We start from the raw sequence: 20,702 nt of genomic DNA, 5'->3' as shown, positions 1-20,702 counted from the left end.
TCAACGTACCCGCGTTTTTCAACACAATAGGCCGATAGCGGACGGTCGGAATGGCTCAGCGCACGAAATCATTGCCTTCATGGCAAACAAGAGGTTTTACCAGGCGCGCCAGGTCCTCTCCCTGCCATTTACGAGCCCGGCGCCGCCTCATCCGGGCAGCTGACCTCATCCTCTGGCGTATATAAAGTCATCGGCACGCGCTGGCCGTCGACTTCCAGCTCGCGCACCTTCGGCGGCACCAGCTGGAACTCGCCCGCCTGCAGTTTCTCGCGCAGCGGCTTGCAGCGCAGGGCGTCCACAGGGATTTGTCCGCGCGCGGTCCAGCTGCCGTCTTCCTTTTCCGCCAGCAAGACCGACGAGGCGCGCGGGTCATTGCTGATCAGCAGCACGTCGTCTTTGCCATCGCCGTCGAAATCGAGCAGGTAGGCATCGCACTGAGGCCCTGCCCGCTTCAGGCAGGCGGGCAGGCGCCAGGCCGGGCTCACTTGTGTCCAGTCCTGGCGCAGAAAACTGTCCGGCAGCTTCGCCGTGGCCGGACGCAGGGTCAGGTTGATCGACACGTCGCTCAGCGCGCCCGTCTCGTCGAGGCGGTTCTGGCGCTTGAGCATGGCCTCGGCACGCGCGCGCACGATGGCCGCATCCGGCCCCGTCGTGCGTTTGCTCAATTCCTGCAGGGCCGCCTGGCCATAGCGGGCGCCCTGGAAACGCAGGTATTCGAAATCGAACTTGTCCACGCTCACTTTACCGCTGTCCAGGCGCGCCATCTGGCTGGCCACGGAGATGCGCGCCGGGTCCGCCAGCGGCGAGAACAGCGCGAACAGCACCAGCAGGGTGACAAAGGCGGTGGCCACGTTGACGTTGGCGATCAGGTGCAGCCAGTCGCCATACTTGCTGGCCGCCCAGGCATAGCCGGCGGCGTAGCAGGTGGCGACCAGCAGGCAGGCGGCGGCGATCAGGCGATCGGCCGTCCAGCCATGCGACATCACGCGCAGGGTCAGTGCATAGATGGCGATGCCCACCACCCATGGCAGCAGCAGACAGGCCAGGCGCGTGCCCAGGCGGATGCCGCGCGCCACGCCATGGCCCACTTCGCCATTCTGGAAGGCGGCATTGATCAGCACCACCAGCACGCCGGCCATGCCCAGCAGCACGGACGCGGCATGGCGCGTGGCCCACAGGCGCTCGAAGCCGATGAAGGGCAGGGTCAGCAGGAAACCGGAAACGAGCACGGCGGCAATCGGCATCAGCCACGACAGCAGCACCAGCAGCAGGGTGCGGATGCCGCGCACGATGGATGGGCGCACGTCGGTGATGTGGATGGCGAACGAGAACGCGAAGCAGATGACGGGGATCACGAACCACGCCTGGCCCAGCAGCTTTTTCAGGAAACTGAGCTTGATCAGCAGGAACAGTTGCCCGCCCAGCCACAGCACCAGCCACAGGCCCAGCACGAACAGCAGCGAAAACAGCAGCTGGATGCCCAGCTTCCAGGCGATTTCAAAATACGTGGGGTAGCGGGCGATGCGCCGGCCATCCTGGGCGCTGGCCAGCACCAGCGCGTGGGCGATATACAACCCGACCACGCAAAAACCGAACAGCTGGGCGGAAATGACGCGCAGCGGCGCGCCCGGCTTGTAATTGCCCCAGATGACGTGTTCGGCGCCGCGCGCCACGTCATGCCAGGCCAGCACGGCCAGCACGACGGCCGCGCCGGCCATCCACAGGGCGATGCGCTTGATCGACATGTGGCCCAGGCTGGACACCAGCAGGATGGGCAACAGCAGGCTGATCAGCATCAATGGGCCCAGCAGGTAGGCTTCCGTGGCGGGCCACACCTTGTCTTGCGCCGTGCTGTACAGCCAGTACAGCAGCAAGCCTTGCAGCAGGCCCGTCACCAGGCGCGTCACCGCGATGCGCGGCGCCACCACCGGATCGAGCAACGCCATGTTTTTTCCTGCGGCATCCTGCTGCATAGTTATTCCCTTAATAGTCGTTCATTGCAGTCATTGCTGCACTGCGAGCACGGCCATTATTGCATTTCGTTATCGTCATCTCAACAGCGATTCGTGCGGCTGCCCTCCCCGTGCACCTTGGCCGGGGTGCAATGGCAGGCTCTGCGCCAGTCCCCAGGCCAGTGCCGGCACGATGAACAGCCACAGCACGGGCTGGCCCCTCACCAGCAGCACCGACCAGACCGTCACCACACTGCCCGGCAAGCTGCTGATGAGCAAATGCATCGGCGCGAAGAGGGACAGCGGCACGCCGCCCAGGTACACGTTGAGGGAACTCAGTTGCTCGCGCAGCAGAAAAAAAGTCGACGGCGTGGCGAACGCGGCCGTCATGAGCACAGCATCAATGGCGCTGGCGCGCGAGCTGCTTGACATCGATGCGCGCATCGCGGGCTTGAAGCGGTTGCACGGCGGCGTGTCCGTTACGGGGAGAGGCCGATGCAGCGCAACTACACCTGACGTAAAAAAACCGCCTGTGCATGGCAGCAGGCGGTTTGATTTCGGACAAAACCAGACTTACTTGGCGGCCTTGCGGCGGCGCAGGAAACCCATCAGGCCCAGGCCAGCGAGCAGCATGGCATAGGTTTCCGGTTCCGGCACGGCGGTCATCACCGACACGTTGTCGATCACGGCGCCCGAGAATTTGTCGAGCGGCGTGCCGGCCTTGGCGGCGCTGGCAAACGACAGGGTCGCCAGGCCGGTGGTGGCAGCCGTGAAGCTCAGGGTATTGCTGCTGTACAAGGTGTTCGAGGCGGCAGCCGTCGAGTAGAAATTGCCTGCCGCGCCACCGAAGCTGACCGCCACGCCCTGGCCTGCGGGGCCGCCGGAATTGCGCGCCATGTCAAAGCTCAGGTTATACGTCTGGCCGGCAATGACACTGAAACTTTGCGAGAGGAAACCTGGACCCGGTGTGCCCAGCATATCGACGCTGTAGCCATCGATGGCATTGTAGGCATTGCGGATCAGGTCGACGGAACTGGCGCCCACGGTCCAGCCCGTAAGGGCCGATGAACCGCTGTTGATGACTTTAAAACCGCTGTTGAAGGTATAGCCGGTAGCGACCGTTTCAAAATTGCCATTCGTGATCAGGTTGACGGGGCTGGCGCTGGCGGTGCCTGCTGCAAACAGAGCGACAACTGCTGCGATGGTGGCGATTTTCATGGTCTGGCTTCCTTGCTCTATTGATATTAAAGTTACCTTAAGTGAAATCATATCTCAGCCATGATGAAAATCAAAGAACTTTGCAAAAATATATTTAACGTGGACAATATGCAACGCCTTCCAGCGCACTTTCCCTCCCGCAGGAGCACAGTTCAATCGAGTTCCTGGCGCGCCACCAGGATGCCATCGGCATCGGCGTAGATCCAGTCGCCCGGATGCACGGCCACGCCGCTGAGCTGCACGCGCACGTCGCGCTGGCCGGCGCCCGTCTTGTTGCTCTTGCGCGGATGCGTGGCCAGCGCGCGTACGCCGATCTGGCAGACATTGATTTCTTCGCTGTCGCGGATGCAGCCATCGACGACGATGCCGGCCCAGCCGTTGCTCTCCGCCAGCACGCCCAGCTGGCCGCCCACCAGCGCGCGGCGCAGGCTGCCGCCGCCATCGATTACCAGCACATGGCCCTGGCCCGGCGCTTCCAGGGTGCTGCGCACGAGGGCATTGTCTTCGAACACTTGCAAGGTGGTGGCCGGGCCGCTGAAGCGCATGCGCTGGCCGAAAGCGCGGTACACGGGCGGCAGCACGGCCAGGGTGCCATCGTCCAGCATGGCTGCATGGTCGTCGCACAGATCGGTGGTGGCAAAGGTCATGGGAACTCCTTGAGTGGCAGATGGCAACGATTCTATGCCTTTTGCAGCGCCGCGGCGCGTGTTTTGCCGCCCACGCCCACGGCCGTGGCAATCGCCAGCGCCTGGAACACGCCGATGAAGACGAACAGCAAGGCCGGGTGGTCGCCATCCATCAGCGCGCCAAAGAACAGGGGCCCCACGGCCAGGCCGCTGTCGAGGCCCGAATACACGACGCCGTACACGCGCCCGGTGGCATTCTTCGGCGCCGCCGCGCGTATCATCAGGTCGCGCGACGGCCCCGCCACGCCCGACGTCAGGCCGATGGCACCCATCAGCACCACCGCGCCCCAGGCCGGCACGACGGCCATGGCCAGCAGCACGGCCAGCAGCGCGGCGGCGGAAAAGGCGATCGCCACGTTGCGGTCCGGCTGCTTGCTGCGCGCGCCCACCACGCCGCCGGCCAGCATGCCCACGGCCGAGGCCAGCATGTAGGCCGTGTAGGCGCTGGTGGCCAGCGCCAGGCTCATGCCGTACAGCTTGACCAGCGCCACGCTGGCAAAGCTCTGGATGCCGCCCAGGGCGATGGCGGTAATGAAGAAGAAGGCAAAACACATCCACACGGCCGGCAAACGCAAAAAGTCCAGCGTGCCTTCGCCGCCGCCCGCCTGGCCCGGCGCGGCCTGCTTGACAGGCTCGGGACGGATGGCGTGACGGTTCAAAAACAGGATCAGCAGCACGCCGAACGGCAGCACGGCCGCGCATTGCAGCGCGATTCTCCAGTCATACTGGGTGGCAACGTACGTCATGAACAAAGGCGCCAAGGCCCAGCCGATGTTGCCGCTGATGCCATGCACGGAAAAGCCGTAGGCCACGCGGGCCGCCGAGACGCGCTGGTTGAGGATCGTATAGTCGGCTGGATGGAACACGCTGTTACCCATGCCGGCCAGCATGGCGCCCAGCATCAGCGCCGCATAGCTGTGCGCGGTGGACAGGGCCAGCGCCGACACGCCCAGCAAGAATATGCCGGAAAACAGCACGGCACGCGCGCCGAAGCGGTCGACAACAAAGCCGGCCAGCGCCTGCCCCACGCCCGAGATGATGAAAAACACCGTCATCAGCAGGCCCAGTTCCGCATACGACAGGCCAAAGGCGGGTTTCAGCCAGACGAACAGGGCCGCGAGGATCAGGTGGTAGAAGTGCGAAATACCATGCGCCAGCCCCACCAGGGCGATGACGCGCGCGTCGCTGCGCAAGGTTGGCGGTGACTGCGGTGGCAAGTGCCTTGCCGAGTTAGTTGTTATCATGTCATACCCTGTCTTATACTGGTGAAGCTCAAGTGTATGCAAAATACCATCGTCCGTTTTCCGACAGAACGACATAATTTATCGAATTAAGGCCAAGCTGATGGGTGTACCTATCCTCCACCATACCCGCATGTGTCCGCCAAGGGAGGCGCCCAGTGCGACCATCCCCGTGACCATGGTCGCGCGCGACCTGCAACCCGATGAATTTTTATTACCGCACAGCCACCCCTGGGGCCAGGTCATCATGGCGCTCGAAGGCGTGCTGCGCATTACCGCCAACAACAGCAGCTGGGTGCTGCCGCCCATGCGCGCCATCTGGATCGCGCCCAACGTGGAGCATGCCGTCACGATACTGGAAAAAACCCGCTTGCGCCCCCTGTGCATCCATGCCGCGCGCGCGCCGTTCGCGGGCCATGACTGCAAGGTGCTGGAAGTGTCGAACCTGCTGCGCCAGCTGATCATGGCGCTGGAACAGCTGGACCCGGGCCAGGAACCGGCGCGCGAGGCGCTGCTGGCCGAACTGATCCTCGACGAGCTGAAACGCTCGGACACGCGTCCCATCCGTGTGCCCTTGCCCAGCGACAAGCGCCTGAAGACCCTGTGCGACAGCCTGATCGACAAGCCCGGCTTGAACCAGACGCTGGAACACTGGGCGCAGCAGGTCGGCGCCTCGGAGCGTACCCTGGCGCGGCTGTTCGAACGGGAATTGGGCATGAGTTTTGGCCAGTGGCGCCAGCAGGTGCGCCTGGCGCACGCGGCGCCCCTGATCGCGCGCGGCGTGCCGCTGTCGCAGGTGGCCGAAGAACTGGGCTACGCCAGCCAGTCGGCCTTTTCCGCCATGTTCAAGAAGACTTTCGGCAGTTCGCCATCGGCCTTCTTTGCGCAGGGCGACAGAATCTAGCCAACTGGAAAGCGCGCCGATACAGCGCTCAGGGCAAGGCGCAGCGCCGAAGGCAGTACGCTAAGTACGGCAAGGCGGTGCAACGCCGCCATGGGCGCTTTAGCGGTGCGCTCTCAAGCCATGAAGTCAAATAAAGAATTTTTACCGGTATAACCCGGCAAGGCCGAGTTCGTGCCCATCTGCTCCTGGGCCGAATACGCCTTCACCAGCGCCTGCGCCTGCGCCGTCAGTGCCTTGGCCAGCACGGCTTTCTTGTTGTTCAGCGTGGTGATGTCCTTGCCCACCGATTGCACTTCCTTGTGGATGATGCTCGTTTCGCCCGTCAACTCGCCTATCTTGCTGGAAAACTGGTCCGCCACGCCCTTGCCGTTATTCGTAAACAGCTTGCTGACGGCGTCCGGATCGGCGGCGATGGCAGCCTTGAGTTTTTTGTCGTCGAGCACCAGCTCGCCGCTCTTGCCCAGGGTCACGCCAGCGCTGGCCAGGATGGAAGCGGGCACGCCCGTGCTGGCGGTGCGCAGCACTTGCTCCATCTGCGAACGCACCTGGCCCAGGGCCGTATCGGATTTCAAATCGCCCTGCTGCAGGCTCTGCAGCTTGCTGTTGAGCTCGTTGTAGGCCGTGACGAAGCTGGCCACGTTGCTGGCGATCTGGCTGCTGTCCTTGGCGATGACGAGGTCCGTCGTGCCTGTTTTCTTCAATTCGATGGTGGCGCCCTCGACGGCAGTCGTCAGGGTATTCGTGGCGCTCTTGATGTCCTTGCCGTCGACGGTAAGCAGCGCGTCCTGCGCGGCGGCCGTCTGTTGCAGGCCCTTGCCGGCACCGGGCGCATAGCTGAGCAGGTTACTGACGGCCGCGTCGCCGGACACGCTGATGCGCATGCTGCTGTCGGCGCCGCTCTTGCCGTTCAGGGCCAGCGCATAGCCATCCGGACCCTTCACCACGCTGGCGTCGATGCCCTGCTGCTTGAGCGCGGCGGCGATGCCGTCGAGGCTATTGTTGCTGCTGTCAATCGTCAGCGAAATGACCTTGCCGCTGCCGGGGGTAAATTGCTTGCCGTCGGTCGCGCCCACTTCGATTTTGACCAGCGCGGGCGCCCCCGTGCCGATCGCCGCGCTCGAGGTTTTCTGCGCACCGCTCTGCAGGGTCTGCCCCTGTGCCAGCTGCTTGACGTTCAATGCATGGCTGCCGCCGACAGCCTTGTCGGTGGTGGTGGCGCTCAGCACATCCTTGCTGCTGGACGTGGCCGAGGTGGCCAGGCCGCTGCCGGCCATGTTCTTGGCCACGCTCTGGAATTTCGCCAGCGCCGATTGCAACTGGCCCAGGCCCGAGAACTTGGCCTGGTCGCGCGCCAGGCTGGCATTGAGCTTGACGACGCCCGTGTTCTGCGACTGCATCTGGCGCTCCACCTTCGCATACACATCGGCCGAGATACTGCCCTGCGTCGTCTGCTGCGTGTTGTTGGTGTAAACCTTGCTGTTGATGGTCGAATTAAACATGGTGGGCATTCCCGTCGGGTGTAAGGTCATGGCACACGGTTCAGGTCATGACCGCGCGCTGCGCTGAAAACGGACAGCAAGCGCGCGTGGCGCGGCAAGGTCCCTCTTCTGGTTGATAATTATGCAGTATTACCGGAATATCAAAACAGCGAACAGAACAAGTTTTTCCTGACTGCAAACCCATATGCACCATGATAGCGCATTTCATGTGCCCCCCCTCCGCGGACATGCCTCAGCGCATGAATTTCGAAATGGCACTGCTGACAGCCATGTCCAGTTGCAGGAAAGTAAGTCCCACCTTGAAACCAGCACTGCTGAAAATGCAGTGCGAGACGGACGCGCGCGCCTCGATAATGTGTGCCGAGCCATCGTAAAACAACTCGAACAACACCTTGCCCTGCTTGCCTGTCGGCACCGGTTCCGCGATGACGGCCGCCATGCCGCCCGGCCCCACATCGAGGGTGCGCGCCGCCACGGGGCCCGCGCCATCCATTACCAACATTGCCTTGGCACGCAATATCTTGCGTGCGCCCTGCCTTTGTTCAACTGACACTGTATTCCGCTTCTCTCACTATGCATTGTCGATACGAACTCGCTGCGCGAATCCGTCGGACAAATATTATAGTTCTAAACGGAAATTCCGTTTGACTTGTCTCAAGCTTGGCATTTACACCATACCAACTCTTACTCCAGGTCGCGCAACTTGTTGAATGCCTCGTCGATGCGTTCGACGCCGATCACCTTGAGACCCTCGATGACTTGCTTGGGCAGGTTGGACTTCGGCACCACGGCCAGGGTAAAGCCCAGCTTGGCCGCTTCGCGCAAGCGTTCCTGGCCCCGTGGCGCAGGACGGATTTCGCCGGCCAGGCCCACTTCGCCAAACACGACCAATCCCCGCGGCAAGGGCTTGTTGCGCATCGACGAGTTAATCGCCAGCAACACGGCCAGGTCGGCCGCCGGTTCCGTAATTTTGACGCCGCCGACGGCATTGATGAACACATCCTGGTCAAACGCGGCGATGCCCGCGTGGCGGTGCGCCACGGCCAGCAGCATGGCCAGACGGTTCTGCTCCAGGCCGACAGACAGGCGGCGCGCATTCGGCAAATGGCTGGTATCGACCAGGGCCTGGATTTCCACCAGCAGCGGGCGCGTGCCTTCCTGCGTCACCATCACGCAGGAACCGGGCACCTGGTTGTCGTGCTGCGACAGGAACAGCGCGGACGGGTTCGACACCCCTTTCAGCCCCTTTTCCGTCATGGCGAACACGCCCAGCTCGTTGACGGCGCCGAAACGGTTCTTGATGGCGCGCACCAGGCGGAAGCTGGAATGGGCGTCGCCCTCGAAATACAGCACCGTGTCGACGATGTGTTCGAGCACGCGGGGACCGGCCAGCGCGCCCTCTTTCGTCACGTGCCCCACCAGGATGATGGTCACGCCCGTCTGCTTGGCCGCGCGCGTCAGCTGCGCCGCGCATTCGCGCACTTGCGCCACGGAACCGGGCGCCGAGCTGAGCGCGTCGGAATACACGGTCTGGATCGAATCGATAACCACCACTTCCGGCTTCAGGTCGGCCAGGGTGCCGAGGATTTTTTCCAGCTGGATCTCGGCCTGCAATTTGAGTTCCTTGGCATCGATGACGAGACGCTTGGCGCGCAGGGCGATCTGCGCGCCGGACTCTTCACCACTGACATACAGCACGCGCTTGTGGTGCGACATGTTGGCCAGCGCCTGCAGCAGCAGGGTCGACTTGCCGATGCCGGGGTCGCCGCCGATCAGCACCACGCCGCCCGCCACCATGCCGCCGCCCAGCACGCGGTCGAATTCTTCGATGCCCGTGCCGAAGCGGGGCACGTCGATGGCATCGATATCGTCGAGCGACAGCACGGGCGCCGTCTGCGCCAGCGACATGTGCTGCGGGTTCGAATAGCGGTTGTTGCCGCCCGTTTCGGGCAGGGTTTCCACCATGGTGTTCCACTGGTTGCACGAGGTGCATTGCCCCATCCATTTATTACTGATGGCGCCGCAATCGCTGCAGGTATAGATGGTCTTGACTTTTGCCATGGTGTACTTTGCTCAGGTAAAATGAAACAGCTGGTTATATATACAGTATATACAAACCGCGCTGCCGCGTCACCCTACGCTTCGTTCACCGGTACGCGCGGCGCCAGTGCGCACATCAGCTCGTAGCCGATGGTGCCGGCGGCCAGTGCCACCTCGTCGATCGGCAGGCCCTGGCCCCAGAAGGTCACGCTGCTGCCGACCCGCGCACCGGGCACGTGCGTCAAATCGACCATCAGCATGTCCATCGAGACCCGGCCGATGAGCCCCGTGCGCACGCCGTCGACCAGCACGGGCGTGCCTTCGGGCGCGTGGCGCGGGTAGCCATCCGCATAGCCGCAGGCCACCACGCCCACCTTGATATTGCCGGCCGCTTCATAGCGGCTGCCGTAACCCACCACTTCGCCGGCGGCGATATTCTGGATGCCGATGATGCTGCTGCGCAAGGTCATCGTGGGCAGCAAGCCGAACGCCTGCGCCGACGTGCCGCTGGGCGTGCCGCCATACAGCATGATGCCGGGGCGTACCCAGTCGCTGTCCAGATGGTGCAGCAGCAAGCCGGCCGAATTGCACAGGCTGCGCGGCAAGCTGGTACCGATGCTGGCCGCCCCGGCCTCGAAGCGCAGCATCTGCTGGGCCAGCGGCAAGCGCGTGGGCGCCGCCTCGTCCGCATTGGCGAAATGCGTCATCAGGGTAATCGTGCCGATATGCGGCATGGCGCGCAGGCGCGCATACGCAGCCGCCACGGCATCTGGCGTAAAGCCCAGGCGGTTCATGCCCGTATTCATCTTCAGATGCACATCGATGGCGTGCGGCAAGCGCGCCGCTGCCAGCATGGCGATCTGTTCTTCGCAATGCACGCTGCCATTCAAGCCATATTGCGCCATGACCGGCAAATCGCTGGCGTCGAAAAAGCCTTCCAGCAGCAAGATGGGCTTGCTCCAGCCCAGTTCGCGCAAGCGCACGGCGTAATCAACCTCGACCAGCGCCAGGCCATCGGCGTCGGCAAAGCCCCGCATGGCCCGCTCCAGGCCGTGGCCATAGGCATTCGCCTTGACGACGGCCCACACCCTGGCGCCGCGGGCGCAGGCACGCGCGCGCGCCAGATTCTGTTGCATGGCATCCAGATGGATGGTGGCGATGAGGGGCCTGGGCATATGCGTCGTTCACGGCGGGTGGGAAAGCCGTATTTTACCGGATGCACAGTAAGCGGACACTGCAGACGCCCAGGATCGTGTGCAGAGGACATCATTTATAAAATGCTCACATCTATGTGTATTTTTCTACGGCAGAAAAATTAAGCTTCGCTTAGGCAAGACTATGCAAAGCGACCCCGCCCAAACTTGGGGTTTGCCGTTTTTTCGTGGTATAAAGCAAGCCAGATATGATTTCAGGCAATCCAGAATGAATCGTGGTTTTTATACCATCATGGCGGCGCAGTTCTTTTCCTCGCTGGCAGATAACGCCCTCTTTTTTGTCGCCGTCGATTTATTGGTGTCCATGAAATCCCCGGCGTGGATCACGCCGCTGCTCAAATTGTCGTTCGTGCTGTTTTACGTGCTGTTGGCCGCTTTTGTCGGCGCCTTCGCGGATGCATTGCCGAAAGGCAAGGTCATGTTCATCGCCAACATGGTCAAGATCTTCGGCTGCGCCCTCGTCTTCTTCCATGTGCATCCCTTGCTGGCCTACGCGGTCGTCGGCTTCGGCGCGGCCGTGTATTCGCCCGCCAAGTACGGCATCCTGACGGAACTGCTGCCGCCGGAAAAGCTCGTGGCGGCGAATGGATGGATTGAAGGCTTGACCGTCACCTCCATCATCCTCGGCACCGTCATGGGCGGCGCGCTTGTCAGCGGCCACGTGTCCGACATGCTGCTATCGATCGACTTCCCCATGATCGATACCGGCATCACCAGCAAGACGGAAGCGGCCCTGTGCGTGGTGGTAGGCATTTATGTGCTGGCAACCCTGGCCAACCTGAAGATTCCCGACACGGGCTGCGTGTATGCGCACCAGGAACGCAATCCTATCAAACTGATCACCGATTTTGCCAATTGCTATTCCATCCTGTGGAAAGACAAGCTGGGCCAGATCACCCTGGCCGTGACGACCCTGTTCTGGGGCGCTGGCGCCACCTTGCAACTGATCGTGCTGGAATGGGCCAAGCAGTCGCTGAACATGCCGTTCGACAAGGCGACCAGCCTGGTGGGCGTGGTCGCCATCGGCGTGGCCGCCGGCGCCGTGCTGTCGGCGCGTTTCATTCCGCTGCGCAAGTCGCTGACCGTCATTCCGCTGGGCATCGCCATGGGCGTGATCGTCATGATGATGACGCAAGTACACTCCGTGTGGATCGCCTACCCGCTGCTGATACTGATCGGCGCCCTGTCCGGCTTCTTCGTCGTGCCCATGAATGCCCTGCTGCAACACCGCGGCCACGTCCTGATGAGCGCGGGCCATTCCATCGCCGTGCAGAACTTCAATGAAAACCTGTCGATTCTCACCATGCTGGCCGTGTATTCCATCATGATCCGCCTGCACCTGCCGCTCAATATCATCATCACCCTGTTCGGCCTGTTCGTCGCCGGCACCATGTACATGATCATGCGCAGGCACAAGCTGAATCAGGCGGAACACGACAGCCTGTCCTTGATCGGCGAGCATAAGCATTAACGGTGGTGTCGGATTACGCGCTACGCGCCTCGGCGGCCCCGCTAATCCGACCTACGCAGGTAGCGTGCCAGCCAGCCGCCTCGCGGCAGCCTGCTGCGTCCAGTCATGGGGCACGACAAACCCGCGCGTGCGCTCCACTTCCCAGCCTTCGACATGGTCCACCGTGGCCACCATCACCGGTTGCGCCAGATCAGACAACTGCGCGCGCAAGGTAGCGACGTCCAGCACTGCCACCTCGCGCCCCTTGAACGGCGCCAGCCATTGCAATCGCGGCAGCACCACGTAGCGCTGCGCCGGCAATTGTGTTGGCGTGCACCAGAAGCCGTGTCCATGTTCCTGGGAAATACCATCCATGGCGGGCGTGGCGCCCGCCGCATAGAACAGCCAGCCCTTGACCAGCGCCTGCGCCGCGCGCACTGGGTGCGCCAGCAAGCTTTGCGCAGCCGGGTGGCGAGACAAGGCCAGTTGCTTGTCGAGAATCTTGCGCATCTTCAAGCCCAAGGTGTCGGCAAGGTTGGGGCCGATCAAGTGGTTGAAGACACCGGGATCGGGCGCGCCTTCGAGCAGGTAGAACTTGGTGGCGAATTCCCAGTGCAGCAGATCGTTCCCGTCACGCAGCAGGAAATCGAACTCGCCCACCGTATCGTTGCGGTTCACCTGCACTTGCAAGCCATGCGCAGCGAGCACGCCGTGCTGCTCAAAATAAAAGGCCAGCAGCTTTTCAGCGAACAGGCCCAGGCGGGAATAGAATTTCGGCCCCAACGCCGCATCGAGCGGCGACGGGTCATCTTGCAGCGCCCCCAGCCATGCCGCCACGGCAGGCGTGACGGGAGGCAAGCTGGCGATGCGCCCGCCCCAGTGGGCGCTGGCCGGGTCCAGCAAATCGGGCGAGTCGAGCAGCCAGGCCAGCGCACGCACGCGGGGGTGCGTCAGATGGCCCCAGCGGCGTTCGAAGCGGACCTGAAATGTATCAACCACCGTGCGTGCTTTTCGCCAGGCACAGGTCGGCCCAGGCACGCGCCTTGGCCTTGCCCGTCTCATCCTGCAGCAGTTGCTCCGGGTGGAAGGTGGCCACGACGGAAGCACTGCCCAGCTGACGCACCTTGCCGCGCACGGGTTTTTCACCGGGATTGATGCCGGCAGCGGCCATGGAGCCGAGGGTGACGATGGTGCGCGGCTGCAGCAGGGCCAGTTCGCGCTCGAAATACGGGCGGCAGGCGGCCGACTCTGATTCGGTGGGCAAGCGTTCCTGCCCCGCCTCATCGAGCGGACGGCATTTCAGCAAGTGCGTGATGTACACGTCGCGGCCCGCCTCGAGGTCGATGGCTTTGAGCATATTGTCGAGCAATTTGCCCTGCTCGCCCGGCAAGGCGCGCCCTTCCCGTTCTTCCCAACGCGACGGACTGCTGGCCAGCATCAGCCAGGCGCCCTGGCGGTCGCCACGGCCCATGACGACGCCCTTGCGCGTCTTGCACAAGTCGCAGCGCGCGCATTTGGCCACGGCGGCCGTCAAGCCATCCCAGTCGAGGGTGGCGATATCGGCGTCGCTCAGCTGCCTGGCCGGTGGCGGCGCGGGAGCATCGTCGAACCAGGCCGTGTCGTCAGGCTCGGCGGCAGCAGCAGGCGTAGCGGCAACGGCAACAGGTATTTCGGCCTGCACCTCGGCAACCACCTCAGTGACCACTGCGGTCACGGCTTCAACGGCTTGGGCCTCGGGCGCCGCCACGGCAACGTCCACCACCAAGGGAGCTTCGACGACAATATCAACGACCTCGGGCGCGGCCCCCTGGCGCAAGCGCCACAGGGGGCCGACGCCCATTTCATCGAGGAAAACGGCGCTGCGGTTCATAAGGTATAACGCATCACGATGGCGTCCTCACGTTGCGAGTTGGCCGCCGGATAATATCCCTTGCGCCGGCCGATCTGCTCAAATCCATAGCGCTGGTAAATATCGAGCGCGCGCAGGTTCGACGGGCGCACTTCCAGCAGCATCGATTCCATGCCCAGCTGGCGCGCGCAGGCGCAGGATTGGTTCAGCAGGAAGCGGCCCAGCCCCTGGCCCTGGATGGCGCCCTCGACGGCCACATTCAGCAGGTGTGCCTCATCGACGACCAGCATCAATAAAAAGTAGCCAAGCAGGGTGCCGTCCACGTCGCGCAGCACCCAGGCCGGGTAGCCGCTCTTGAGCGAATCGACGAAGTTGCCGTGCGTCCAGGGATGCGGATACACGCGCTGCTCCAGCGCCAGCACCTCAGCCAGGTCCGCCTCACGCATCGGCTGATAGTCGAGACGCAGCAAGTCCCAGCCAGCCGCGCTGTCCTTGCACTTGTCCGTACCTTTGCCCGCTACGCTCATTGCGCGGACTCCGCAGCGGCCTTGGCCAGTTGCATCTCGTGCCGCTCCGCGCTCGTGTAGGCGATCTTGTTGCGCAAATACAAAGGCTGCGCCTCGGCCGCCGTCACGAACTGGCCGGCGGCAAAGGCGATGCGCGCCAGCTGCGCCACTTGCACGGCGTGCGGCATGATGGCCGCGTCGGCCGTGGCCGCGCACGGCAGCGCGGCCAGCGCTTCGGCATAGGCGCCAAAACCATTGCCGCAACCGGTGACGTCGCCTTGCGGCGCCACGCCGGCCGGCGCGCTCAGGGCCGGTGGCAGGACGGCCCGCAAGCCATCCTGGTAATCATATTGCGCCCAGTACACTTCGCCCATGCGGGCGTCGAGCACGGTCACGATGTGTTGCGCGCCATGCTGCTGGTGGCACGCGAGCGCCATGGCGTCGAGCGTGACGACGGGCACGACAGGCAGCTTGGCGCCATACGCCAGGCCTTGCGCGATGCCGCAGGCCGTGCGCACGCCCGTAAACGAGCCGGGGCCGGAGCCGTAGGCGATGGCGTCGACGTCGGCCAGGGTCACGCCCGCCTCGGACAGCAATTCCTGCACCATCGGCAGGATCGATTGGGAATGGGTGCGCACGCCCGACGAGGCGCGGGACAGGATGACATCGCCGCGCAGCAAGGCGCAGGAGGCCAGTTCGGACGACGTTTCAATGGCAAGCAGGGTGGGAAGTAAGATAGGCATGGCGTATTTTACCTTGCCAGGCCCGGAAGCTGCACGCCGTGCCGGCCAACAACAGCCCACTTGCACAGCCCGTGCGTGAGGACGGCTATAATAAAAGGCTAAGCTGATTGCTTGACTGGCGTCATTGCGCCATGCCTGGCAATCCATACGCGACACTATCACCCCACTCTTGCCCTGGTCCGCTCCGTGAATCCACTTCTTGCCAAACTGCAACCATATCCATTCGAAAAGCTGCGCCAGCTGTTTGCCGGCGTGACGGTCAACCCCGAGTATGCGCCTATCAGCCTGGGCATGGGCGAACCCAAGCATCCGACGCCGACCTTCATCGAGCAAGCCCTGGTCGACAATATCCACGGCCTGGCCAGCTATCCGACCACCATCGGTTCGGAAGCCTTGCGTACCGCCATCGCTGGCTGGCTGGAACGCCGCTATGGCATCCCCAAGCTCAATCCTGCCACGCAAATCCTGCCCGTAAACGGTTCGCGCGAAGCGCTGTTTGCGCTGGCGCAAACGGTGATCGATCCGTCGGCCGGTTCGCTCGTGATCAGCCCGAATCCGTTTTACCAGATCTATGAAGGCGCGGCCTACCTGGCCGGCGCCGAACCGTATTTCGTCAATTCCGATCCGGCGCGCAATTTCGGCTGCGACTACGACGCGGTGCCGGCTGCCGTGTGGGAAAAGGTCAAGCTGCTGTTCCTGTGCTCGCCTGGCAACCCGACGGGCGCCGTCTTGAGCCTGACGGACTGGGAACACCTGTTCGCCCTGTCCGAGCGCTACGACTTCGTCATCGCCGCCGACGAATGTTATTCCGAGATCTACCACGGCGACACGCCCCCGCTGGGCGCGCTGCAGGCGGCGCACATGCTGGGCCTGTCCACGATCGAGCGTCCGTATGCGCGCCTGGTGGTGTTTTCCAGCCTGTCGAAGCGCTCGAACGTGCCCGGCATGCGCTCGGGCTTCGTCGCCGGCGACGCGGAAGTGCTGAAAAAATTCCTGCTCTACCGAACCTACCACGGCGGCGCCATGAGCCCCGCCGTGCAGGCGGCCTCCGTCGCGGCCTGGAACGACGAAACCCATGTCGAGGAAAATCGCGCCAAGTACCGCGCCAAGTTCGACGCCATCACGCCACTGCTGCAAGCGGTGATGGACGTGCAATTGCCGGACGCCGGCTTCTACCTGTGGGCCGACGTCAGCCGCACGGGACTGTCCGACACCGAATTCGCGCAGCGCCTGTACGCCGAATATAATGTCACGGTATTGCCTGGCAGCTACCTGGCGCGCGACGCGCACGGCATCAATCCGGGACGCAACCGCATCCGCATGGCCCTGGTGGCCGAAACGGCCGAAGGGCTGGAAGCCGCACTGCGCATAGTAAAATTCTGCCAGCAGCTTTCCGCATCCGCCTCAACCCCTACATAAACAAGACATCATCATGAGCCAACAACTGCAAACCATCATCGACCAGGCCTGGGAAAACCGCGCCGAGATCAATCCGCGCAACGGCACGGCCGAACTGCGCGACGCCGTCTCCCACGTCATCAATGGCCTGGACAACGGCAGCATCCGCGTGGCGGAAAAAACCTCGGGCGACTGGGTTGTCAACCAGTGGGTCAAGAAAGCCGTGCTGCTGTCGTTCCGCCTGGAAGACAACGTCGTCCTGCCATCGGATGGCACGATGCAGTTCTACGACAAGGTGCCGACCAAGTTCGCCAACTACACGGCCGAAGACTTCGCCAAGGGCGGTTTCCGCGTGGTACCGCCAGCCGTTGCCCGCCGCGGCAGCTTCATCGCCAAGAACGTCGTGCTGATGCCTTCCTACGTCAACATCGGCGCCTACGTCGATGAAGGCGCCATGGTCGACACCTGGGCCACCGTCGGTTCCTGCGCGCAAATCGGCAAGAACGTCCACCTGTCCGGCGGCGTCGGCATCGGCGGCGTGCTGGAACCGATGCAAGCGAACCCGACCATCATCGAAGACAACTGCTTCATCGGCGCCCGCTCGGAAATCGTCGAAGGCGTGATCGTCGAAGAAAATTCCGTCATCTCGATGGGCGTGTACATCGGCCAGTCGACCAAGATCTACGACCGCGCCACGGGCGAAGTCACCTACGGCCGCGTGCCAGCCGGCTCCGTCGTGGTCTCGGGCAACCTGCCTTCGGAAGACGGCAAGTACTCGCTGTACTGCGCCGTCATCGTCAAGCGCGTGGATGCCAAAACCCGCGCCAAGACCGGCATCAACGAACTCCTGCGCGGCATCTAAATACTGCGCTGCAAGGCGCACATAGCACCCTGAATGTCCCGCCCCGGCGGGACATTTTCATTTTCGACTAGCAACTTCAATCGTTGCGCTGCCCTCTCCCATCCTGTCCTATACTGGATGGCATGAATACTCCTCCCGTATTGATCGTCGGCGCCGGTCCTACCGGCCTCATGCTTGCTTTGCGCCTGGCGCGCCATGGCGTCGATTGCCGCATCATCGATAAAAATAGCGGTCCGGGCCAGGCGTCGCGGGCCATGGCCGTGCATGCGCGCACCCTGGAGTTTTACCAGCAGCTGGGCTTTGCCGACGAACTGGTCAGCCTGGGCATCAAGATCAATGCCATGCACATCCACGAAGGCGGCGAGGAACTCGTGAAACTGGCGCTGGGCGAGATCGGCGAAGGCCTGAGCCCCTACCCTTTCGTGCTGAGCCTGCCGCAGGACGAGCATGAGCGCTTCCTCATCAGCAAGCTGGCGGCGGCCGGCGTGCACGTGGAATGGAATGTCGCGCTGGACCTGTGGACGCAGGACGATAGCGAAGTGCAAGCCATCCTGCTCAAGGATGACGAGCGACAATATTGCACGTTTGACTATATCTGCGGCTGTGACGGCGCCCGCAGCAAGGTGCGCGAGATCGCCGGTGTCGACTTTTCCGGCGGCACCTACGACCACCTGTATTACGTAGCCGATGCGCAAGTGGCCGGCAGCAATACGGATTTGCACGCCCACCTGGGCGCGAACGCATTTGCGCTGATGTTGCCCGTGCGCACCAGCGGCATGCAGCGCCTGATCGGCATCCTGCCCGACCGTCCCGATGGCGCGCCGGCGCCCGTGTTCGACGACGTGCGCGGCGACGTGGAAACCCTGCTCGGCATCAAGGTCGAACAGGTGAACTGGTTTTCCACCTATAAAGTCCATCACCGGGTGGCGGCGCAGTTTCGCATGCGACGCTGCTTCATCCTCGGCGACGCGGCCCATTTGCACAGCCCCGTGGGCGGCCAGGGCATGAACACGGGCCTGGGGGACGCCGTCAACCTGGCGTGGAAAATGGCGCAAAAGCTGCGGAGCCAAAGCAACGACGCCTTGCTCGACACCTATGAAAGCGAGCGCATCGTGTTTGCACGCAAGCTCGTCGCCACCACCGACCGCGCCTTCCAGGCCATCGTCGCGCAAGGCATGGCCGGACAATTCCTGCGGCGCTGGCTGGTGCCGCACGCGCTGCCCTTCCTCTCGGGCTTCGGGCGGGCGCGCCGTTTGCTCTTCAAGACGGTGTCGCAAATCGAGATCAGCTATGAAGACAGCGCCCTGTCCGCTGGCCATGCCGAGTACCTGCGCGGCGGCGACCGCCTGCCGTGGTTCTCCGATGGCACGCAAGACAACTTCACGGCCCTGCGCAGCATGGACTGGCAATTGCACATCTATGGCGAGCCGGCGCCCGAACTGCTGAACGAGGCGCGCGTGCTGAAACTGCCCGTGCATTGCTACACCTATAACGTGGCCGCCAAGCTGGCCGGCCTTGGGCGCGACGCGGCCTACCTGGTGCGCCCCGACGGCCACATCGCGCTGGCCCTGCACCTGCAGGAAAGCGGCGCCCTGCGCGCGCTGGCCCTGCGGCTGGGCCTGCATTTCGGTCCTGCCGAACAGGGCAAGGCGGCGCCACGGCCCGTGTAGGCCGCCGCACTCAAGGTTTGTGCTGCATCAACGCGTTGAGATTTAATTTACTTGCTTTGTTTGCTTTGTTTGACTTCGTGTCCTATGCTGAAACATGCGTTTCAAGGATACGGCCATGTCGAACACACATCGCAACTACTCAACAACTGACCAGCCCGTCTGCGAGGCCGAACATCCTGAATCGGCATCCCCGCTGGCTGAGCAACTGGCCGCCACACTGGCTGCCAGCGCCACCGGCTTGCGCTTCAATATTGCGCAAGACACTTTCCAGGAAGCCTATACATCGCTGCTGGACGCCGTGCCGCGCGACGACCGCCCCGCGCTGCTGGCGCAAATGCGGCGCGACCTCGATATCGTGGCCGAGCGGGAGCTGAGCATGGCTTCAGGCAACGATACGCAGACAGGCCACGTCAGCACCCGGCAATTCATGCGCGATCTGGAAGAGCAGGAACGGCAGCAGCGTGAAAAAGACGTGGCCTCGCACAGCTTGCTGCCTGGCGCCGAATTGCGCGCCCGGCTGAAAGTCACGCCGCAGGCACTCAGTGCTGCACTCAAAGCCAGACGCCTGTTCGCCCTGCGCGGCGCTTCGGGTGAATATGTCTATCCGGCATTTTTCGCCGATCCCCACCACGACCGCCACACCCTGGAAAAAATCAGCAAAATCCTCGGCGACTTGCCGGGCGCCGCCAAATGGGATTTTTTTACCATCCCGCGCCTGTCGCTGGGCGGCAAGTCGCCGCTGGAAGCCTTGGCCAAAGGCAAACTCGATGCCGTGATGGCAGCCGCCCGCGCCTGCGCTGACGAATAGCGCCGCGACCGTGGCAATCTTGCGCCTGCCCCGCCTGCCACAACTGCCCGCAGCGCTAAAGACGGTGCGCTGCGATCCCGCCGCCTTGTGCCGGGTTTCCGGCCACGCCACGGGCGAACCCTATTTTGGCAGGGCGAACACCTATCGCTTCGACGATCCCCACCCGCAAGCGGCAGCCCGCTTCGGCACCTGCTACCTGGGCGCGTCGCTGGCCGTGGCCCTTGCCGAAACCTTGCTACATGACCGCAAGCCCGTCCGCAACCACTTCATCGTCGGCCTGACCGTGATACAGGCGCGCTTTGTCATACGGCTCACGGGAGAAACGCTCGTCCTGGCCGACTTGACGGGTGCGGCCCTCAGGAAGCTGGGAGGTCACGCGGGACTCAGTGGCACATCGTCGTATCAAACCACCAAAGCCTGGTCGGCCGCCATTCATGCGCATCCGGATGAGGTAGATGGCATGCTCTACATGTCGCGCCACAAGAATGATGAAACGGCCGTTGTGCTGTTCCACCGCGCAGCACCCAAGCTGGCGATGGCGTCCGCCACGCCACTATCCGTCCATCCGGACTTCGGCCAGGTGGCCACTCAACTGGGCATCCGCAGCGCCTGGCCCTGAACCTGCCCAGAACATGCAACCGTGTTGCACTGCCGCATCGACT

At 63.2% G+C, this 20,702-nt stretch carries 20 protein-coding genes; 7 read left to right on the top strand and 13 right to left on the bottom strand.

The genetic code is table 11. From position 1 onward, the window contains the following. Window positions 1-128: 128 nt before the first annotated feature. The 5 genes from ACP7DW_RS14915 to ACP7DW_RS14895 form a co-directional block, all read right to left on the bottom strand. Window positions 129-1,946 carry a DUF4153 domain-containing protein gene (locus tag ACP7DW_RS14915; protein ID WP_426055514.1) on the bottom strand — a complete coding sequence of 606 codons (1,818 nt, stop codon included), beginning with the start codon at window positions 1,944-1,946 and terminating at the stop codon, window positions 129-131. A 102-nt stretch (window positions 1,947-2,048) separates the two neighbouring features. Beyond that, the gene (locus ACP7DW_RS14910) at window positions 2,049-2,384 is read right to left on the bottom strand and encodes a hypothetical protein (protein WP_426055410.1); all 336 of its coding nucleotides are present in this window, start codon (window positions 2,382-2,384) and stop codon (window positions 2,049-2,051) included. Between the two features lie 141 nt (window positions 2,385-2,525). Further along, window positions 2,526-3,170, bottom strand: a complete 645-nt coding sequence (locus ACP7DW_RS14905; RefSeq protein WP_426055411.1) for a choice-of-anchor C family protein — start codon at window positions 3,168-3,170, stop codon at window positions 2,526-2,528. Window positions 3,171-3,322: 152 nt separating this feature from the next. Then, complete coding sequence (gene rraA / locus ACP7DW_RS14900; RefSeq protein WP_426055412.1) at window positions 3,323-3,817, bottom strand: ribonuclease E activity regulator RraA; 495 nt, start codon at window positions 3,815-3,817, stop codon at window positions 3,323-3,325. A 32-nt stretch (window positions 3,818-3,849) separates the two neighbouring features. Continuing rightward, complete coding sequence (locus ACP7DW_RS14895; protein WP_426055413.1) at window positions 3,850-5,100, bottom strand: MFS transporter; 1,251 nt, start codon at window positions 5,098-5,100, stop codon at window positions 3,850-3,852. A 100-nt stretch (window positions 5,101-5,200) separates the two neighbouring features. On the opposite strand from ACP7DW_RS14895, the gene ACP7DW_RS14890 reads away from it, so the two are divergent. Further along, window positions 5,201-6,001, top strand: coding sequence for an AraC family transcriptional regulator (locus tag ACP7DW_RS14890; protein WP_426055414.1), 801 nt, complete (start codon window positions 5,201-5,203; stop codon window positions 5,999-6,001). Window positions 6,002-6,114: 113 nt separating this feature from the next. Here ACP7DW_RS14890 and fliD read toward each other — a convergent pair whose 3' ends face one another. From fliD to alr, 4 genes are all read right to left on the bottom strand, one after another. After that, window positions 6,115-7,500: a flagellar filament capping protein FliD gene (fliD, locus tag ACP7DW_RS14885; RefSeq protein WP_426055415.1), complete on the bottom strand. Its 1,386-nt coding sequence runs from the start codon at window positions 7,498-7,500 to the stop codon at window positions 6,115-6,117. A 232-nt stretch (window positions 7,501-7,732) separates the two neighbouring features. After that, window positions 7,733-8,053: a PilZ domain-containing protein gene (locus ACP7DW_RS14880; RefSeq protein ID WP_257225035.1), complete on the bottom strand. Its 321-nt coding sequence runs from the start codon at window positions 8,051-8,053 to the stop codon at window positions 7,733-7,735. A gap of 131 nt (window positions 8,054-8,184) precedes the next feature. Beyond that, window positions 8,185-9,561: a DNA repair protein RadA gene (radA, locus tag ACP7DW_RS14875; RefSeq protein ID WP_099763088.1), complete on the bottom strand. Its 1,377-nt coding sequence runs from the start codon at window positions 9,559-9,561 to the stop codon at window positions 8,185-8,187. A gap of 74 nt (window positions 9,562-9,635) precedes the next feature. Then, on the bottom strand, window positions 9,636-10,715 hold the full coding sequence (gene alr / locus ACP7DW_RS14870; protein WP_426055416.1) for an alanine racemase: 1,080 nt from the start codon (window positions 10,713-10,715) through the stop codon (window positions 9,636-9,638). 247 nt (window positions 10,716-10,962) lie between these two features. On the opposite strand from alr, the gene lplT reads away from it, so the two are divergent. Continuing rightward, on the top strand, window positions 10,963-12,225 hold the full coding sequence (gene lplT / locus ACP7DW_RS14865; RefSeq protein WP_298406042.1) for a lysophospholipid transporter LplT: 1,263 nt from the start codon (window positions 10,963-10,965) through the stop codon (window positions 12,223-12,225). Between the two features lie 51 nt (window positions 12,226-12,276). Here lplT and ACP7DW_RS14860 read toward each other — a convergent pair whose 3' ends face one another. The 4 genes from ACP7DW_RS14860 to tsaB are packed head-to-tail and all read right to left on the bottom strand — an operon-like array spanning window position 12,277 to window position 15,302. After that, window positions 12,277-13,203, bottom strand: a complete 927-nt coding sequence (locus ACP7DW_RS14860) for a DUF1853 family protein (RefSeq protein WP_426055417.1) — start codon at window positions 13,201-13,203, stop codon at window positions 12,277-12,279. Further along, entirely contained in the window at window positions 13,196-14,074 is an 879-nt protein-coding gene (locus tag ACP7DW_RS14855) for a uracil-DNA glycosylase (protein WP_426055418.1), read from the bottom strand. Before ACP7DW_RS14855 ends, ACP7DW_RS14860 begins: the two co-directional genes overlap by 8 nt. Further along, window positions 14,071-14,580 (bottom strand): ribosomal protein S18-alanine N-acetyltransferase, encoded by a 510-nt coding sequence (gene rimI, locus ACP7DW_RS14850; RefSeq protein WP_426055419.1) that lies wholly within the window; start codon window positions 14,578-14,580, stop codon window positions 14,071-14,073. Before rimI ends, ACP7DW_RS14855 begins: the two co-directional genes overlap by 4 nt. After that, window positions 14,577-15,302, bottom strand: a complete 726-nt coding sequence (gene tsaB, locus ACP7DW_RS14845) for a tRNA (adenosine(37)-N6)-threonylcarbamoyltransferase complex dimerization subunit type 1 TsaB (RefSeq protein ID WP_426055420.1) — start codon at window positions 15,300-15,302, stop codon at window positions 14,577-14,579. The genes rimI and tsaB overlap by 4 nt, the downstream gene beginning before the upstream one ends. A 186-nt stretch (window positions 15,303-15,488) precedes the next feature. Between tsaB and dapC the strand changes: the two genes are divergently transcribed. The 5 genes from dapC (at window position 15,489) to ACP7DW_RS14820 (ending at window position 20,659) form a co-directional block, all read left to right on the top strand. Beyond that, on the top strand, window positions 15,489-16,721 hold the full coding sequence (gene dapC / locus ACP7DW_RS14840; protein ID WP_426055421.1) for a succinyldiaminopimelate transaminase: 1,233 nt from the start codon (window positions 15,489-15,491) through the stop codon (window positions 16,719-16,721). Window positions 16,722-16,734: 13 nt separating this feature from the next. After that, window positions 16,735-17,562, top strand: a complete 828-nt coding sequence (gene dapD / locus ACP7DW_RS14835; protein WP_070223998.1) for a 2,3,4,5-tetrahydropyridine-2,6-dicarboxylate N-succinyltransferase — start codon at window positions 16,735-16,737, stop codon at window positions 17,560-17,562. 122 nt (window positions 17,563-17,684) lie between these two features. Next, window positions 17,685-19,232: an FAD-dependent oxidoreductase gene (locus tag ACP7DW_RS14830; RefSeq protein ID WP_426055422.1), complete on the top strand. Its 1,548-nt coding sequence runs from the start codon at window positions 17,685-17,687 to the stop codon at window positions 19,230-19,232. A gap of 115 nt (window positions 19,233-19,347) precedes the next feature. Then, window positions 19,348-20,040 (top strand): hypothetical protein, encoded by a 693-nt coding sequence (locus ACP7DW_RS14825; RefSeq protein WP_426055423.1) that lies wholly within the window; start codon window positions 19,348-19,350, stop codon window positions 20,038-20,040. A 10-nt stretch (window positions 20,041-20,050) separates the two neighbouring features. Continuing rightward, a complete protein-coding gene (locus ACP7DW_RS14820) occupies window positions 20,051-20,659 on the top strand; it encodes an RES family NAD+ phosphorylase (protein WP_426055424.1) in 609 nt (202 codons plus the stop codon). Window positions 20,660-20,702: the final 43 nt, after the last annotated feature.

It is taken from the genome of Janthinobacterium sp. PSRC1-1 (genome assembly GCF_049897525.1).
In the GTDB taxonomy this organism is placed as follows: Bacteria; Pseudomonadota; Gammaproteobacteria; order Burkholderiales; family Burkholderiaceae_D; genus Janthinobacterium; species Janthinobacterium tructae.
This window is presented reverse-complemented; position numbering and strand designations above follow the sequence as displayed.